The following is an 18,826-nucleotide window of genomic DNA, read 5'->3' as shown; positions in this document are numbered from 1 at the left end:
TTATTTAGTTTTCATTGTACAACACTTCAATTTTAAACTGTTTTATACATTATGTCAAGTATATTGCTTTCAATCTCTGTTTTTCCGTGCATAATTAATCATAGCCCTCTGGATGGCCTCATAAGCGAAGCCCTTTCGGGCCAGATAGGCGGAGATTTTCTGTTTTTCCTCCCTTTCGGCTTCCTCTCCCCGGTAGCCCTTCTTTTCCAGGAGCCTTAGGATCTGCTCCTCCTCGTCCACAGGATTTTCCTCAAAGGCCGCATTTAACGTCTCCTCATCGATCCCCTTCTGACGCAGCTCAAAGACCATCTGCTTCCTGCTTTTCTTCCTCTGGTTCCGCTCTATATAACGGGCTGCATATTCTCCGTCGTCCAGATACCGGTGCGCCTTCACAAAACGGATGGCAGAATCAACAGAAGCCGGCAGAAATCCCTGTTCTGCCAGCTTCTTACGCAGTTCCCACTCGGTCTTACTGGAAAACTGGAGATAGTAGACGGCCTTGTTCCTGGCCTCTTTTTCATCCCCGGCATTCCCAGACTGTAAGGACGGTTCCTCCAACCCGGATACGCCTTCCAGCTTCCATTCCTTCATTATCTCTCCGCCTCTTCCTTTTCCATTCCAGCGGTCATATTTCCAGCATCTGCCGGCGCGACGCTCTCTCCGGCCACCTCACCGGACGGTTCTCCGGCCGCCACATGCTGGGCCTCCAGGCCGTGGAGCTCTCTCACCTGATTTTCGATCTCCTCGCAGATCAGCGGATTCTGGGCCAGGTACTGCTTGGCATTCTCCCGGCCCTGACCGATCTTTGCGCCATTATAGGCGTACCAGGAGCCGCTCTTTTCCACGATATTGGCATCTGCCGCCAGATCCAGCACATCTCCTTCTCTGGAGATCCCTTTGCCGAACATAATATCAAATTCAGCCTCCTTAAACGGCGGTGCGATCTTATTCTTTACTACCTTTACCCGCACATGGTTTCCGATCACCTCACCGCTCTGCTTTAAGGACTCGGTCCTTCTCACATCCAGACGGACGGAGGAGTAGAACTTCAGCGCACGGCCGCCGGTGGTGGTTTCCGGATTTCCGAACATCACGCCTACCTTTTCACGGAGCTGGTTGATAAAGATCACGATACAGTTGGTCCGGCTGATCACTGCTGTCAGCTTTCTGAGGGCCTGGGACATCAGACGGGCCTGAAGGCCCACATGGGAATCTCCCATATCGCCGTCGATCTCCGCCTTGGGCACCAGGGCTGCCACAGAGTCCACGATCACGATATCCACAGCGCCGGAGCGGACCATTGTCTCTGTGATCTCCAGGGCCTGTTCACCGTTATCCGGCTGGGAAATATACAGGTTATCGATATCCACGCCGATGTTCTTCGCGTAAACGGGATCCAGGGCATGCTCCGCATCGATAAAGCCGGCGATCCCTCCCCGCTTCTGTACCTCCGCCACCATATGAAGGGCAACGGTGGTCTTACCGCTGGACTCCGGGCCGTAGACCTCGATCACACGTCCCTTGGGAACGCCTCCCAGTCCCAGGGCGATATCCAGGCTTAAGGAACCGGTGGGCACCGTCTCGATATTCATATTTGCGCCGGAGTCTCCCAGCTTCATCACAGATCCCTTTCCATAGGCTTTCTCGATCTGGGTCAGGGCCGCGTCCAGGGCTTTCAATTTATCTTCTTTATTCATATTCATCCTCCAAATGCGAACAAATGTTCTGTTATGTCCTAATCATAATATACTTCCAGGAAAAAGTCAATGATTTCTTCGGGAAACTTTGGCGGAACCGCCGGAAAACATAAGGCCGGGTGAGTGAGAAAGCCGGGACCTTTCAGATCTCTGGTCTGGCTTCATCATACCCGGCTTTTCCACCGCCGTCAATGGGCAAAAGCCACAAAAAACAGGAGGCTGGTTTTACACTCCAGGCCTTTTCCCGGAAGGATACAACCAGAAAAGGGGAGGCCCGGAAGGCATCCCCAAAATCCATCGCCTGTTTATTTTAAGCATTCTCTGCCCGTTCTTCCATCTGCTGCTTCAGGGCATCCGAAAATTCCACCCGGATCTCCGTCCCCTTCCCAGCCTGGCTCTCCAGGGAGATGGATGCGCCGTGCTGGGCCACGATATGCTTTACAATGGCAAGACCCAGTCCCGTTCCTCCAGTGGCCTTGGAACGGCTCTTATCCACCCGGTAGAACCGTTCAAACACCCGGTCCTGGTGCTCCGTGGGTATCCCGATCCCCGTATCCCTAATGGAAAGGAACACATGGCCGTCTTTTTCATCCACCGTGACCGTCACAGAGCCGCCCCGGTTATTATATCGGATGGCATTGTCGCACAGATTATAGAGGAGCTCCTCCATGAGCTGACGGTCCGCATACACCGTACATGGCTTTCCGCAGAGCTTCATGGTCACGTTCTGCTTTCTGGCGTTCATCTTCAGCATATCCACACATTCAGCCGCCAGCTTATACAGATCAATATCCGCATACTCGCTGTGATTCTTCCCTCCGTCCAGCTGGGAAAGCTGGATGATATCGTTGATCAGGGATAAGAGGCGTACAGAATTTTTATGGATCTCTCCGGCGAAGCGCTTGGAATTCTCCGCATCCGCCATGCCGTGCTCGATCAGCTCCGCGTACCCGGAAATGGCAGTCAGCGGTGTCTTCAGCTCGTGGGATACGTTGGCTGTGAACTCCTGGCGCATCTGGGCGCTTTTTATGATGTCGTCATGCTGCTGCCGGATGGTGGCCACAAAGGGCTCCAGCTCCCTGTATACCACCTCCTGGCCGGGATCAGAAATATTCCTGGCCATTTCTTCAATGGGCCCCACCAGGGTCTTTGTAAAATAATTGGACAGAAATATACTGAAGACAAACAGCACCAGGGACACCTCCAGCACCGTAGGCAGCATATTCTGGAATACCGCAAAAAAGCTGTCTGCCTCCCTGGAGATCCTTAAGACGTTTCCGTTTTCCATACGGACGGCATAATAAAACAGGTTCTTGTCCATGGTCTCTGAGCGCCGGCTGCCGCTTCCCTCCCCTGCTTCCAGAGCCGTCCGGATCTCAGGCCGGTCCTCATGGTTTTCCATGACCGCCGCATCGGCGCTGCTGTCAAACAGGACGTCTCCTCCGGGGCTCACCACTGTGATCCGCAGGTCCTCGCTGCTGATGGAGCCGTTTTTCTCTGCCATCCTGGAAATATCGTCAAAAACGCCCATGTTCTTCATGACCCGTGCATCGGTCTCCAGATCCCGGATGATCTGGGACCGGAACAGCCCGTAAAACACAAACATGGCAAAGGTCAGCGTCAGGAGGATGGCTAACCCTGACGTAACCAGAAGCTCAATATGGATTCTCCGTTTCATCTCATCCCGCCTATTCGATCATATAGCCTACGTTCCGCACGGTCCGGATCATGGTCCCGGCATCCCCCAGCTTCTGCCTGAGGGTCCGGATATGCATGTCCAGGGTCCTGGATTCTCCCTCGAAGTCAATGCCCCAGACACGCTCCAGGATGATCTCCCGGGTCACCACGATTCCGGCATTGTGGAGCAGCAGCTTTAAGAGCTCATACTCCTTGAACGTCAGGCTGCAAGGCTGGTCCTTTACATAGACCATATGCTTTTCGTCGTCCAGGAACACATCTCCCAGACTTAAGAACTTCTCCTCCTCCATGGTCCTGCGGAGCACCGCCTTGACCCTGGCGATCAGCTCCATAACGCCGAAGGGCTTTGTCAGGTAATCATCGGCGCCCACATCCAGGCCCTTGACCTTGTCGATCTCTGTGGTCTTGGCCGTGACCATGATCACCGGGAGCTTCTTGGTCTCGGGACGTCTCCGGAGCTTTCCGACGATCTCAAGGCCATCCTCGTCCGGCAGCATGATATCCAGAAGGACCAGATCTGGCTGCCGCTCATCCAGCTTCTTATAAAAATCGCGGGCACATTCAAAGCCGTCCACCTGGTAGCCGCTGTTTTTTAAGGCAAACATCTCGATCTCCAGAATATTCTTATCATCTTCCACTGCATAGATCAGCGCCATATCCGCTCTCCTCCTGTCCTTTCCGGATAAAGATCCGCCGCCTGGCAGAAACTGCATAGGCGGCTTTCTCTTTTACGCCGGAAGCGTATATTTCTTTCTGTAACTTTCCACCATTCCCTGGAACCGGGGATCGTCGTCCCGCTTTAAGTTTTCCAGATAACCGTGGGCATCAAAGCCATCCCGGTCGATCTCAATGACACTGATGGCGATATTGGAGCAGTGGTCGGACACACGCTCTAAGTTGGTGGAGATATCCAACAGAACGAAGCCCTGCTCGATGGTACATTTTCCCTTCTGGAGACGCTTGATGTGGTTGGCCTTCACACAGGTGTTCAGATCGTCGATGACCTCCTCAAGCGGCTCCACCAGGGAAGCCTTCTTTACATCGTTGTTCTCGAAGGCCGTAATAGAAAGATCCAGGATCTCTGTAACGGCATTTAAAAATACCTTTAATTCCTCCTCTGCCTTTTTGGAGAATTCCATATTTTTATCGTGCATCTCCTTGGCCGCTGTCATTAAGTTCATGGCATGGTCGGAGATCCTCTCAAAGTCTCCGATGCAGTGAAGGAGCAGGGAGACCGTATGGCTGTCGTTCTTGGAAAGCTGCTGGCTTCCCACCTTTACCATATAGGTCCCCAGATGGTCCTCGTACTTATCCACCAGGTCCTCGATGGCAGCCACCTGGTCGGCCTTTTCCTGGTCATAGGAATCCAGGAGCTCCATGGCCTTTAAAAAGCCCTCCCTGGCAGTCTGGGCCATATGGGTGGTCACAAGACGGCACTGCTCTACGGCATAGCCGGGAGTCTCCAGGAAACGGGGATCCAGAAGGCGGAACTCCTCTTCCCCGGCGGCGATGCCTGCCGCCAGCTCCTTTTCCTGCTCGTCCGGGATCGTTAAGGTTGCTAACTTCACAAGCACCTTGGAAAATGGCAGAAGCAGGATCGTGGATGCCACGTTAAAGGCGCTGTGGACCACAGCGATGCCCATGGCACTGGCCGCTCCGTCCAGGAAATCAAAGTGTATAAAGCCGTTGACCGTGTAGAATACGATCATAAACACAGCCGTTCCGATGATGTTGAAATACAGGTGTACCAGTGCAGCCCGTCTTGCGTTCTTGCTGGCTCCGATACCAGAGATCATGGCAGTCACACAGGTACCGATATTCTGTCCCATGATGATGGGAATGGCGCTTCCAAAGCTTACGGCTCCAGTGGCGCAGAGGGCCTGCAGGATACCGACGGATGCAGAAGAGCTCTGGATGATGGCAGTAAGGACCGCTCCTGCGATCATTCCCAGGATCGGGTTGGAGAACATTGTCAGGAGCCCGGTGAATTCCGGCACATCCGCCAGGGGCTTCACCGCGTCGCTCATGGTCTCCATACCAAACATCAGAATGGCAAAGCCGATCATAATGGTTCCCAGGTTCTTTTTCTTCTCATTTTTCGTGAACATGATGAAGATCATGCCGATCAGTGCCAGAACCGGGGAGAAGGACGACGGCTTTAACAGCTGTACAAAAAAGTTCCCGCTTTCGATTCCCGTAAGGCTTAAGAGCCAGGACGTCACGGTAGTACCGATGTTGGCTCCCATGATGATGCCCACAGCCTGGGTCAGCTTCATAATTCCAGAGTTTACAAAGCCGACGACCATAACAGTAGTGGCTGAAGACGACTGGATCACAGCCGTAACGCCGGCGCCCAGAAGTACTGCCTTAATGGGGTTGGATGTGAGCTTTTCCAGGATCCGCTCCAGGCGGCCGCCGGACAGCTTCTCAAGTCCCTGGCCCATGGTATCCATTCCGTACAGGAACAGCGCCAGACCTCCGATCATTGATAAAAGTCCAAAAAAATCCATACCTTCCTCCGTAAAATACACATAGTCATGCGATTATTTTCTACATATCATGGACAGGATATCATCAGTATGTAAAATATCCGCCGCGCCTATGTAAAATCCATGTAAATTTTCGCATGTTTCCCGCTTATTTGCAACCCCTTTTCCACTTTTCCCGGAAACGCACGGCTTTTTTGTGGTTTTCCACAAAAAACACAGCAGAATACCCAAAAGAAACGGGGACTGCCGAAGCAGCCCCCGCCCATATTTTATGGAACGCCGCAGAAAAAGCCGCCTGGGACTCCATTTCCTTTGCAGCGTCCGGATGTTCTATCTCAAAAGCCGTTCCACGTCCAGGAGCCCCCAGCCCTGCTGGTTTTTTGGAAGGCCCATGTCCCGGCATGTTTCCATCAGCCTCAGCTTTACGTCCCGGTTGGTCATGTCCGGGTATTTTTCCAGAAGAAGGGCAATGGCCCCGGAAACGATGGGGGTGCTCATGGAGGTCCCGCTTTTTATGGTGTACTTATCCCTCAGACTGGCGCAGCTGGCTACGCTGCAGCCCGGAGCCACCAGGTCCGGCTTGCAGACCGCCGCCAGGGTGGGACCGCGGCCGGAATAATCCACCATCCGGTTCTTTCCCACCAGCACCTCCATGTGGTCGTCGGAGCAGCCCACAGTGATCACCTTCCGGCTGATCCCAGGCGTGGTGACGCTTAAGGGAGCCGGGCCGTTATTCCCGGCGGCCACCACCACCACAAGCCCGGCATCCCAGGCCCGGTTGACGCCTTTTACCAGAGCCGAATCCTCGCTCATCCCCCTCTTTCCATAGGAGCCCACGGAAATATTCACGATCCGGATCCCCAGCCGGTCCTTCCGGTCCAGGATCCAGCCGATCCCGGCCAGAACGTCGGCGGCAGAGCCGTTCCCCTTCCGGTCCAGGACCTTGACAGCCGCCAGGGTACAGCCTGGGGCCATGCCCTGATACCTTCCGTCGGAAACGGCCCCGCTGCCCCCGATGATCCCGCAGATATGGGTCCCATGGCCGCAGTCGTCATAGGGACCGGGCCGGTGGTTCACCACATCCGCAAAGCCCGAGATCCGGTCCTCAAAATCCCTGTGGGGATATGCCCCTGTATCCAGCACCGCCACGCAGACGCCCCTCCCCGTAAGCCCCAGGGTATAGGCGTCCCGGCAGCGGATCTGTTCCTTTACACGATTCACATATGATTTCCTCGGAGTCCTTTTATAAATAGGATATTCCAGGGAAAGCGTTTTGCCCATCCGGCGTTTTTTCCAGACATTTCAAATCTTAAGAAAATCTTCATAATCCATTCAAAGAATATACAATCATTTTCCAGCATAACGTGCTATACTTTAACCATAAGAAATGCACGATACAAATTTTAAATCCTTTATCCTAAAAACCTTTTTGAAATCGAAATCCTAAATGACAAATCCCCGCTGCGATACAAGCGGGGTTTTCTCATGTCTAAGCCCCGGCAGCCGAAAACGGCAGCCGGGGCTCTCTTTTGTCTCTATCCTCTTAAACTACTCCACATCCTTTAATAACCCGCAGAAATCAAAGGTTGCAAAGTAATCCTTTGGTGTCTCCGCGCGGCGGATCATGCGGACGCTTCCGTCCTCCTGTAAAAGAAGCTCTGCGCTCCTAAGCTTTCCATTATAATTATACCCCATGGAAAAGCCGTGGGCTCCGGTGTCGTGGATGAACAGGAGATCTCCCATCTGGATCTCTGGCAGCATCCGGTCCACCGCAAACTTATCGTTGTTCTCGCAGAGGGAGCCGGTCACATCATACTTATGGTCGCAGGGGGCGTTCTCCTTTCCCATGACCGTAATATGGTGGTAAGCGCCGTACATGGCCGGGCGCATCAGGTTCACCGCACAGGCGTCCACGCCGATATATTCCTTATAGGTATGCTTTTCGTGGATGGCCCGGGTCACTAAGGCTCCGTAGGGCCCCAGCATAAAGCGGCCCAGCTCTGTGAAAATAGCCACGTCTCCCATGCCGGCCGGGACCAGAACCTCCTCGTAAACCTTTCTCACCCCGTCTCCGATGACGCGGATATCGTTGGGCTCCTGGTCCGGGCGGTATGGAATGCCAATGCCGCCGGAAAGATTGATAAAGGCAATGTGGACGCCTGCGGCGTTTTTCACACGGACTGCCAGTTCAAACAGGATCTTAGCCAGAAGCGGATAATATTCGTTGGTAACGGTATTGCTGGCCAGGAACGCATGGATCCCGAAGTGCTTTACTCCCTTATCCTTTAAGATCCGGAAGGCCTCCGTCAGCTGCTCCTCTGTCATTCCATACTTGGAATCTCCCGGATTGTCCATGATATCGTTGGAGATCCGGAACAGGCCGCCGGGATTAAACCGGCAGCTCATGGTCTCCGGAAACGTATCCAGGACCTTTTCCACACAGGCGATATGGGTAAAATCGTCCAGATTGATGATGGCCCCCAGCTCATCCGCCATTTTAAATTCCTCCGGCGGCGTATCATTGGAGGAAAACATGATGTCGTGGCCCGTAAAGCCACAGGCCTTCGACAGCATCAGCTCTGTCTCGGAAGAGCAGTCGGTGCCGCAGCCCATGTCCTGAAGGATCTTTAAAATAAACGGGTTCGGTGTGGCCTTTACGGCAAAATATTCTTTAAAGCCCGGATTCCAGGAAAATGCCTCCTTAAGAGCCCTGGCGTTTTCCCGGATCCCCTTTTCATCGTAAAGATGAAAGGGCGTGGGATATTCTTTTGCGATCTCTTCCAGCTTTTCCCTGGTCGCAAATGGTTTCTTTTCCATATCAATATACTCCTTTGTTTATGGCAGACCGCCCCCTCTGGATCAGTCTACGGTTACGACCCGCATGATATTGGTGGATGTGGCCGGTTCATGTCTGCGGGAATGGCTCACGACTCCGGCAGTTACCACCGCCAGGTCACCCTCCTTCACAAGTCCCTCTGCCTTTAAGGCGTCAATGGAATTCATGATCAGGGTATCCGTGGACTCTGCTCTCTTTGCCTGGAACGGATGTACGCCCCAATAAAGCTGCATTCTGCGGACTGTATCAATGCTGGGGGACATGCCCGCCACCATCGTTGCCGGATGCCACTTGGAAAGCATCCGGGCCGTGTAGCCGCTGATGCTGGGAGCAATGATGACCTTCGCCCCCAGAGCCCGGGCCGTGGATACGGAGGAATAGCAGACCGCATTGGAAATGCTGTGGCTGTTGTCGTCAGATACCCGTCTCCTTTTATAGAAGGAATCGTCCAGGTGGGACTCCGTCTCCTCTACGATGTGGACCATCATCTTCAAAGCCTCCACCGGATATTTCCCGTTGGCGGTCTCACCGGAAAGCATTACCACATCGGTGCCGTCGTAGACTGCGTTGGCCACGTCTGTCACCTCCGCACGGGTTGGACGGGGATTCCGGATCATAGAATCCAGCATCTGGGTGGCTGTGATGACCACCTTGCATGCCTCACTGCACTTTTCGATCATCATTTTCTGGAGATGGGGCAGCTTCTCCGGCGGGATCTCCACGCCCAGGTCGCCCCGGGCCACCATGATGCCGTCGCTCTCTTCAATGATATCATCCAGATTTTCCAGCCCTTCCTCATTTTCGATCTTGGCGATGATGCCCATGGAGGAGCCGCCCTCGGCCAGGATCTCCCGGATCTCCCGGATGGCGTCCGCCGAGCGGATAAAGGAGGCGGCAATATAATCAAAGCCCATCTCCATCCCAAAACGGATATCATCCTTGTCTTTTTCTGTCAGGGCCGGAAGCTTGATCTTTACGCCTGGCACGTTGACACCTTTTCTCTCGCCCAGCTCGCCGCCGTTTACTACCAGACAGACGATCCTGGGACCCTGGACCTCCCTCACATGCAGCTCGATCAGGCCGTCGTCAATGAGGATCCGGTCTCCCACCTTCACATCTCCGTTCAGGCCGTCGTAATTGATATGGACCATGGTCTCATCCCCCACGACCTCTTCTGTGGTAAGGGTAAATTCCTGGCCTTCCTTTAAGGTGATCTTCTTTCCGTCCTTCAAAATGCCAGTACGGATCTCCGGGCCCTTGGTGTCCAGCAGCGCCGCCACCGGGATCCCTGTTTCCTCCGCCACCTGACGGAGCTGGAGATATCTTTTTTTGTGCTCCTCATGGTTTCCGTGGGAAAAATTGAACCGTGCCACGTCCATTCCATTTAACACCAACTGTTTCATGACCTCCCGGTCATCGCTGTTCGGTCCCATGGTACAAATGATCTTTGTTTTTTTCATTCTGGTGCTTTGCCTCCTATGATGTCTTCTGCCGCGGATCCATTCCGCCCTTTGTCACATGCTTATGGGTGTAGAGATGGTCCTGGCAGTATTCGTAATCCCCCTCACATTTTGAGCAGAAGCGGAATACCAGCTCGGGATCGTCCAGATCCGTGCGGCCGCAGACGGCACAGCGGTGACGGCCATTCTGCTTCGCTTCCCTGACCGTCTGGGTGACCTGGGATCTGAACTGCTGTTTTCTCTTTATTTCCTTCGGGTTGTATCTCCCGCTTCTGGACATGACAAAATACAGGATAAAATTCAATAAGGACATGACGATGGCGATCCGGGATGCCATTCCGCCAAAGATCATTCCGTAAAGGAAGTAAGCCCCGTCAAACAGAGCCAGCCATTTGGCCTTAATGGGGATCACAAAAAACAGTAAGAACTGGGCGTCCGGGAACGTGGCCGCATAGGCAAAGAATAAGGAAAAATTCAGATATTCTGCCGTCAGCGGGTAGATCCTGCCGGTGAGCGCATAAATAAGGATGGCCGCCAGCACATGGCCGATGATCCCCATAAAAAAGTATACGTTGAACCGGAAGGAGCCCCACACGGCCTCCAGGGTCCGGCCCAGGTTATAATAACAGTAAATGACCAGCACGTTTAAAAACAGGTCGCCCGACAGGGGCCACATAAGGAAGGTCACGATCCGCCAGATCTGGCCGTGGAGGATCGCCCTGGCGTCCAGCATCAGATACTCAAAGTAAAGCTCCGGGGCCCGCCAGCAGACCAATGCTCCCACGGCGTAGAGGATCACCACATAATTCATCAGATTGGGGATCGCATACCGCCCCAGCTTCCGTTCCATCTTGTTCAGCCATTGATTCATTCTAAATTTCCTTTCCCACCCAATAGATCCTTTTCTTATTTTGATTGCTATTATAATTCGCCCTCCTTCCTTTTGTCAAATCCTTTAGGCGCGGCCTCCTGTTCTTTCCATCCTTAACGGTTTTTTAGCGTTTTTTGTCAACATATTGGGAATTGTGTCTATTGTTTTCCCCGCTGAAATTATGATATACTGTAACCATCCAGCGCCCTCGCGCGGCAGGTCCGTTTTACCATTTTTTCCGGTATTCCGGCTCCTGCGGGCGGCTCTGGCGCAGTCCGGAGGGGCTTCCGGACGTTCTTTCTATAATAAAATAAACATAAGATATTTTACGGCAGAGGGGAGCGATCCTCTCTGCTGTCAGATTAAGGAGGATAGGGGATTTCCCCGCTCACATGAATCAAACATTCCGTCTTGGGATCGATATCGGTTCCACCACCGTAAAGACTGCTGTCATTGACAATGACAATCAGATACTTTTTGCAGATTATGAGCGCCATTACGCCAATATCCAGGAGACCCTGGCCGCGCTCTTAAAAAAGGCCCGCGAAAGGCTGGGAGAGCTCCAGGTCAGCGCCAGCATCACCGGCTCCGGCGGACTGGCCCTTTCCGGTCATCTGAATATTCCTTTTACCCAGGAGGTCGTGGCTGTTGCCACGGCCTTACAGGATTATGCGCCCGATACCGACGTGGCCATTGAGCTGGGCGGGGAAGACGCAAAGATCATCTACTTCTCCGGCGGCATCGACCAGAGGATGAACGGCATCTGTGCCGGAGGGACCGGCTCCTTCATCGATCAGATGGCCTCCCTTTTACAGACCGACGCCGCAGGCCTCAACGAATACGCCAAAAATTACAAGGCCATCTATCCCATTGCGGCCCGGTGCGGTGTATTTGCAAAATCCGATATCCAGCCTCTGATCAACGAGGGGGCCACCCGGGAGGACCTGGCGGCCTCCATCTTCCAGGCCGTGGTCAACCAGACCATCAGCGGCCTGGCCTGCGGAAAACCCATCCGCGGCAACGTGGCCTTCCTGGGCGGCCCGCTCCACTTCCTTTCCGAGCTCCGGGAGGCTTTTATCCGGACTCTGAACTTAAAGGGCGACGCCATCATCGCCCCGGACCACTCCCACCTGTTCGCAGCCGTAGGAGCGGCCATGAATGCCCCGGAAACCATGGCTCTTTCCCTGGATCAGCTCATCTCCGACCTTTCCGGCGGGATCAAAATGGACTTCGAGGTAAAGCGGATGGACCCCTTATTTAAGGATGAGGCCGACTACCAGGAATTCCTGGACCGCCATAACCAGTATAAGGTAAAACGCGGAGACCTGGCCTCCTATTCCGGCAGATGCTACCTGGGCATCGATGCCGGCTCCACCACCACCAAAGTAGCTCTGGTGGGCGAGGACGGTTCTCTGCTTTACCATTTTTACAGCAGCAACAACGGAAGCCCCCTGGCCACAGCCATCGCTTCCATAAAAGAGATCAAAGCCCTGCTGCCGGAAACGGCAAAGATCGCCTATTCCTGCTCCACCGGCTACGGAGAGGCCCTTTTAAAGGCGGCCTTTCTCCTGGACGAGGGCGAGGTGGAGACCATCTCCCATTACTATGCCGCAGCCTTCTTCGATCCGGAGGTGGACTGTATTCTGGACATCGGCGGCCAGGACATGAAATGCATCCGCATCAAAGACGGAACTGTGGACAGCGTCCAGCTCAACGAAGCCTGTTCCTCCGGCTGCGGCTCCTTCATCGAGACCTTTGCCAGATCCTTAAATTACAGCGTGGTGGATTTCGCAAAGGAGGCGCTGTTTGCCCAGAATCCCATTGATCTTGGAACCCGGTGCACGGTCTTTATGAATTCCAACGTAAAGCAGGCCCAGAAGGAGGGCGCGTCTGTGGCCGATATCTCCGCAGGCCTGGCCTACTCGGTGATCCGCAACGCCTTATTTAAGGTCATCAAGATCACCACCGCCTCAGACCTGGGAAAAAATGTGGTGGTACAGGGCGGCACCTTCTACAACGATGCCGTACTGCGGAGCTTTGAAAAGATCTCCGGCGGCAACGCCATCCGGCCGGATATTGCCGGGATCATGGGCGCCTTCGGCGCTGCGCTGATCGCCAGGGAACGGTATAACCTCCACCCGAAGGAGACCTCCATGCTTTCTCTGGACCGGATCATCGGCCTTACCTACACCACCACCATGAGCCGGTGCCGCGGCTGCGTCAACCACTGTGTCCTGACCATCAACCGCTTTGAGGGAGGAAGACAGTATATCTTTGGCAACCGCTGCGAGCGGGGCCTGGGTGTTGAAAAAGCCAAACGGGATATCCCGAATCTTTATACCTATAAATATCACCGGATCTTCGATTACGAGCCTCTGGCAGCCGACAAGGCCTTCCGCGGCCCTGTGGGGATCCCGCGGGTGCTGAACATGTACGAGGACTTCCCCTTCTGGGCTGTGTTCTTTAAGGAACTGGGCTTCCAGGTGATCCTGTCCCCCCAGTCCAGCCGCCAGATCTATGAGCTGGGCATCGAGACCATTCCCAGCGAGTCCGAATGCTATCCGGCGAAGCTGTCCCATGGCCACGTGGAATGGCTCATAAAAAAGGGCGTCCCCTTTATTTTCTATCCCTGCATCCCTTATGAAAGGAATGAGGTGGCCGGGGCCGGGAACCACTACAACTGCCCCATCGTCACCTCCTACGCGGAAAATATCAAAAACAATATGGAGGGCCTGGAGGAAAACCACATCCGGTTCATGAACCCCTTCATGGCCTTCACGGACGAAAAGACCCTTACAAAGCAGCTGGTGCAGGAATTTAAACATGAATTCCAGATCTCCGAGCATGAGGTCCGGTCTGCGGCCCATAAGGCCTGGGAAGAGCTTTCCAGGGCCCGCGCTGATGTGGAGAAAAAGGGTGAGGAGGTGCTTTCCTATTTAGAGGAGACCGGAAAGCACGGCATCGTTCTGGCCGGACGGCCCTACCACATCGATCCGGAGATCAACCACGGGATCGCAGATCTGATCACCTCATACGGATTTCCGGTGCTGACCGAGGATTCCATTTCCCATCTGGCAGAGGTGGAGCGGCCGCTGATCGTCACTGACCAGTGGATGTACCATTCCAGGCTTTATGCCGCAGCCTCCTTTGTAAAGACCCGGGATAACCTGGATCTGATCCAGCTGAACTCCTTTGGCTGCGGCCTGGACGCCGTGACCACGGACCAGGTCAATGATATTCTCACCAGCGCCGGGAAGATCTATACAGTTCTGAAGATCGATGAGGTCAATAACCTGGGAGCTGCCAGGATCCGGATCCGTTCCCTGATCTCCGCCCTGCGGGTAAGAGAGGAACGGCGCTACACCAGAAACATCGTGTCCAGCGCCTATAACCGGGTGGTCTTCACAAAGGAAATGAGAAAGACCTACACCCTTCTCTGCCCCCAGATGTCGCCCATCCACTTCGATCTGCTGGAGCCGGCCATCCGCAGCTTCGGCTATAACCTGGTGGTTCTCCAGAACGACGACAAAACTGCCGTAGATACGGGGCTGCGCTTTGTCAATAACGATGCCTGCTACCCGTCCCTGATCGTCATCGGCCAGATCATGGACGCCCTCCTGTCAGGGAAATACGACCTGGACCACACAGCAGTGGTCATGACCCAGACCGGCGGCGGCTGCCGGGCCTCCAACTACATCGGCTTCATCCGCCGTGCCCTGGAAAAGGCAGGGATGCCCCAGATCCCGGTGATCTCCATCAATGCCAACGGCATGGAGTCCAACCCGGGCTTCACCCTGACGGCTCCCCTGATCGCCAAGGCCATGCAGGCCGTGGTCTACGGAGACGTGTTCATGCGTGTGCTGTACGCCACCAGGCCCTATGAAAAGGTGCCCGGCTCTGCCAACGCCCTGCATGAAAAATGGAAAAAGATCTGTATACGCGAGCTTTCCGGCCCCTCCCTGGGCATGATGAACTTCACAAAGAACATCCGCGGCATCATCCGCGATTTCGACAGCCTGGAGCGGCTGGACATCCAAAAACCCCAGGTGGGGATCGTGGGCGAGATCCTGGTGAAATTCTCTCCCACCGCCAACAACCACATCGTGGAGCTTCTGGAATCCGAAGGGGCCGAGGCCGTGATGCCGGATCTCATGGACTTTTTGCTGTACTGCTTCTACAACAGCAATTTCAAGGCCGGGCATCTGGGGGCGAAGCACTCCACCGCCTGGCTCTGCAATACGGCGATCTCCCTTCTGGAGTATTTCCGCAAGTCGGCGCGGATCGCCCTGGAAAAGAGCGTCCACTTCACGCCGCCCACAAAGATCAAATACCTGGCGTCCATGGCCAGCGGCTTCGTCTCCCTGGGAAACCAGACCGGGGAAGGCTGGTTCCTGACCGGGGAAATGTTGGAGCTCATCAAGGGCGGCACCAGGAACATCGTCTGCGTCCAGCCCTTTGGCTGCCTGCCCAACCATATCGTTGGAAAGGGCGTCATCAAGGAGCTGCGCCGCCAGCATCCGGAAGCCAACATCATTGCCGTGGACTATGATCCCGGAGCCAGCGAGGTAAACCAGCTGAACCGGATCAAGCTGATGTTGGCTACTGCCCATAAAAACCTGGATCATGAGCCCTGCGAAGCCGAGCAGCTGGCAGCGGTCACAAAGGAACGGCTGGAGGAGCTCAACGCCCGCCAGGTCAAGGGATTGCAGGTTTAGGACTGTTTTTAGCAAAATTTTCCAAAAAGTTTGCTGAAATTTTATCAATTTTTCAATTCATACCCTTGTTTTTTTCCTTCCCAGGGGTAGAATACTGAATAACAAAGGGGCAGACAAAAACTGCCGCTGGTATTCAAAACAAAATAGCGAATAAGGGAGTAGTTGACACCCCGGTGTGACAGGATCAACACACATGGCCGACCGGCCTGGTCCTGTTTTGATACGGCTCAGGCCTGGATTTCTCCGTCTGATCCGTTTCATGAAAACAACGAGACTTATCCAAAGGGATCTCTCTGAGGATAAGTCTTATTTTTTTCCCGTTTTCCGGGCATACTATCTTCCGGATAAGGAGGCAACGTGAAAGAATATCTGGAAAATTATGAAGAAGTGCTGAAGGCACAAAATTCCTCCGACCAGGGTCTTTCCACCGGCGAGGCTGAAAAAAGACTCGCCCAGTACGGAAAGAACAAGCTGAAGGAGGCAAAAAAGGATTCCATTCTGAAGCGGTTCTTAAAAGAGCTCTCGGATCCCATGATCCTGATCCTCATCGCCGCCGCCATTATTTCCGGCATCACGGCGTTCTATCAGGGCGAATCCTTTGCAGACGTGATCATCATTATCGCTGTGGTGATCATCAACGCCGTTCTCGGCGTAGTACAGGAAGGAAAGGCAGAAGCGGCCATCGCAGCCCTTCAGGAAATCGCAGCCGCATCCAGTAAGGTCCTCCGTGACGGAAAGATCGTCACCTTAAAGAGCGAGGATCTGGTCCCCGGCGATATCGTAGTCCTGGAGGCCGGAGATGCGGTTCCTGCCGACGGCCGGATCATTGAAAGCGCCAGCATGAAGATCGAGGAGGCCGCCCTCACCGGCGAGTCCGTTCCGGTCAATAAGGCCGCCGAGCTTCTTTCCCTGGGCGGACAGAAGGACATTCCCCTGGGCGACAGAAAGAACATGGTCTACATGGGCTCCACCGTGGTATACGGACGAGGAAAGGCTGTCCTCACTGGTACTGGCATGGACACAGAAATGGGTAAGATCGCCTCTGCCCTGGCCCAGGCCAAGGATGAGGAGACCCCCCTCCAGTTAAAGTTAAACCAGCTCAGCAAGATCCTGACCGTACTGGTACTGGGCATCTGCGCCGTGATCTTTGCCGTAGGCCTCATGCGCTCCGGCTTCAACGGCAGCTCCATCTTAAACTCCTTTATGGTAGCCGTATCCCTGGCTGTGGCAGCGATCCCCGAGGGTCTCGCAGCTGTGGTCACCATCGTACTTTCCATCGGCGTTACCAATATGTCCAAACGAAACGCCATCATCCGCAAGCTGACGGCTGTGGAGACCTTAGGCTGTACCCAGATCATCTGCTCTGATAAGACTGGTACGCTGACCCAGAACCGGATGACCGTAGTGGACCATGTGACTGACGATGAAAAGGAACTGGAAACAGCCATGGCTCTCTGCTCCGATTCCGAATGGGACGCCGAAGCAGGCCAGGCCATCGGAGAACCTACAGAATGCGCCCTGGTCAATGACGCCGCCAAAAACGGCCTCTTAAAGCCTGAGCTGAAGGCCGCATGGCCCCGGGTGGGCGAGGCTCCCTTTGATTCCATGCGGAAAATGATGTCCACGGTCCATAAGGCTGCCGACGGGACCATCATCCAGTACACCAAGGGCGCTCCCGACGAGGTATTAAAACGCTGTACCAGAGCCATGGTGAACGGCTCTGCAGTGGAAATGACCGATGAGATCCGCGCCTCTATCCTGGCCGCCAATAAATCCATGGCCGACCGCGCCCTCCGTGTCCTCTGCGCTGCAAAAAGAAACTGGTCCTCCATGCCGGAAAGCACAGAACCGGAATTCCTGGAACAGGATCTGACTTACGTTGGCCTCTCCGGCATGATCGATCCCGTGCGTCCGGAAGTGAAGACCGCCATTGCAGAATGCCGGGAAGCCGGGATCCGTCCCATTATGATCACCGGAGACCACAAGGATACTGCCGTAGCCATCGGAATGGAGCTGGGGATCATCACCTCCCCGGACCAGGCCATCACAGGTGCGCAGCTGGACGATCTGAGCGACGAGGAATTCGCCCGCCGGATCACCGAATTTTCCGTTTATGCCCGTGTTCAGCCAGAGCATAAGGTCCGCATCGTCAACGGCTGGAAGGCCCGCGGAAAGATCACAGCCATGACCGGAGACGGCGTCAACGATGCGCCGTCCATCAAGAGCGCCGACATCGGCGTCGGCATGGGCATCACCGGAACTGACGTTACAAAAAATGTGGCCGATATGGTGCTGGCGGACGATAACTTTGCCACCATCGTCTCTGCCGTTGAAGAGGGCCGCCGGATCTATGCCAATATCCGGAAGGCCATCCAGTTCCTTTTAGCCTCCAACCTGGCTGAGGTCCTGGCCATCTTCTTCTCCACCCTCATTGGCTTTACGATCCTGAAGCCCGTCCATCTTTTATGGATCAACCTGATCACCGACTGCTTCCCGGCTCTGGCTCTGGGGATGGAAAAGAGCGAATCCGACATCATGAAGCAGAAGCCCAGGGATCCCAAGGAAGGGATCTTCGCCGGAGGCATGGGCTTTGACGTGTTCTTCCAGGGCTTTATCGTAACCGTTCTGGTCATGGTCTCCTATCTGGTGGGCCATTATGTGGAAAGCGGCGTCTGGGAATTCGTCAACAGCCCGGACGGAACGACTATGGCATTCCTAACCCTGTCCATGGTTGAGATCTTCCACTCCCTAAACATGAGAAGCCGCCGCGGCTCCATCTTTACCTTAAAGACCCGCAACAACTTCCTGTTCGGCGCAATGGTCGTTTCCCTGATCCTGACCACCGCCGTCATCGAGGTTCCGTTCTTAGCCACTGCCTTTGAGTTCACACCCATCGGCCTTCACGAATACGCCATTGCCCTGGGACTGGCCGTACTCATCATTCCCATCATGGAAGTGGTGAAAGCGGTACAGAGGAAGCTGGGGAAATAAAACGAAGGTCCCTTGAGACCGGGGAGAGTCTTTATGGCTTCTCCCGGTTCCCAAGGGACCTTTTCCTGT

General features: G+C 54.4%; 11 protein-coding genes. 2 read left to right on the top strand and 9 right to left on the bottom strand.

The window, feature by feature from the left end:
• Positions 1–69 precede the first annotated feature (69 nt).
• The 9 genes from OCV69_RS09285 to OCV69_RS09245 form a co-directional block, all read right to left on the bottom strand.
• Positions 70–591, bottom strand: coding sequence for a regulatory protein RecX (locus tag OCV69_RS09285; RefSeq protein WP_022272992.1), 522 nt, complete (start codon positions 589–591; stop codon positions 70–72).
• A complete protein-coding gene (gene recA / locus OCV69_RS09280) occupies positions 591–1,697 on the bottom strand; it encodes a recombinase RecA (RefSeq protein ID WP_158358828.1) in 1,107 nt (368 codons plus the stop codon). Before recA ends, OCV69_RS09285 begins: the two co-directional genes overlap by 1 nt.
• 310 nt (positions 1,698–2,007) lie before the next feature.
• Positions 2,008–3,375, bottom strand: coding sequence for a sensor histidine kinase (locus OCV69_RS09275; RefSeq protein WP_158358827.1), 1,368 nt, complete (start codon positions 3,373–3,375; stop codon positions 2,008–2,010).
• A 10-nt stretch (positions 3,376–3,385) separates the two neighbouring features.
• Entirely contained in the window at positions 3,386–4,051 is a 666-nt protein-coding gene (locus tag OCV69_RS09270) for a response regulator transcription factor (protein ID WP_022272994.1), read from the bottom strand.
• Between the two features lie 72 nt (positions 4,052–4,123).
• Positions 4,124–5,905, bottom strand: coding sequence for a Na/Pi cotransporter family protein (locus OCV69_RS09265; protein ID WP_158358826.1), 1,782 nt, complete (start codon positions 5,903–5,905; stop codon positions 4,124–4,126).
• A 309-nt stretch (positions 5,906–6,214) separates the two neighbouring features.
• A complete protein-coding gene (locus tag OCV69_RS09260) occupies positions 6,215–7,105 on the bottom strand; it encodes a S8 family peptidase (RefSeq protein WP_158358825.1) in 891 nt (296 codons plus the stop codon).
• Positions 7,106–7,432: 327 nt separating this feature from the next.
• Positions 7,433–8,701 carry a diaminopimelate decarboxylase gene (locus OCV69_RS09255; protein WP_158358824.1) on the bottom strand — a complete coding sequence of 423 codons (1,269 nt, stop codon included), beginning with the start codon at positions 8,699–8,701 and terminating at the stop codon, positions 7,433–7,435.
• 42 nt (positions 8,702–8,743) lie between these two features.
• Positions 8,744–10,180, bottom strand: coding sequence for a pyruvate kinase (gene pyk / locus OCV69_RS09250; protein ID WP_158358823.1), 1,437 nt, complete (start codon positions 10,178–10,180; stop codon positions 8,744–8,746).
• A gap of 16 nt (positions 10,181–10,196) precedes the next feature.
• Positions 10,197–11,051 (bottom strand): rhomboid family intramembrane serine protease, encoded by an 855-nt coding sequence (locus OCV69_RS09245; protein ID WP_022273000.1) that lies wholly within the window; start codon positions 11,049–11,051, stop codon positions 10,197–10,199.
• 392 nt (positions 11,052–11,443) lie between these two features.
• Between OCV69_RS09245 and OCV69_RS09240 the strand changes: the two genes are divergently transcribed.
• Positions 11,444–15,766, top strand: coding sequence for a 2-hydroxyacyl-CoA dehydratase (locus OCV69_RS09240; RefSeq protein ID WP_158358822.1), 4,323 nt, complete (start codon positions 11,444–11,446; stop codon positions 15,764–15,766).
• 357 nt (positions 15,767–16,123) lie between these two features.
• Positions 16,124–18,757, top strand: coding sequence for a cation-translocating P-type ATPase (locus tag OCV69_RS09235; protein ID WP_158358821.1), 2,634 nt, complete (start codon positions 16,124–16,126; stop codon positions 18,755–18,757).
• Positions 18,758–18,826 lie beyond the last annotated feature (69 nt).

The sequence above is a fragment of the Alitiscatomonas aceti genome, assembly GCF_025567195.1.
GTDB lineage: Bacteria > Bacillota > Clostridia > Lachnospirales > Lachnospiraceae > Alitiscatomonas > Alitiscatomonas aceti.
The sequence above is the reverse complement of the archived record's forward strand: the minus strand, read 5'-3'. Positions and strand labels throughout refer to the sequence as shown.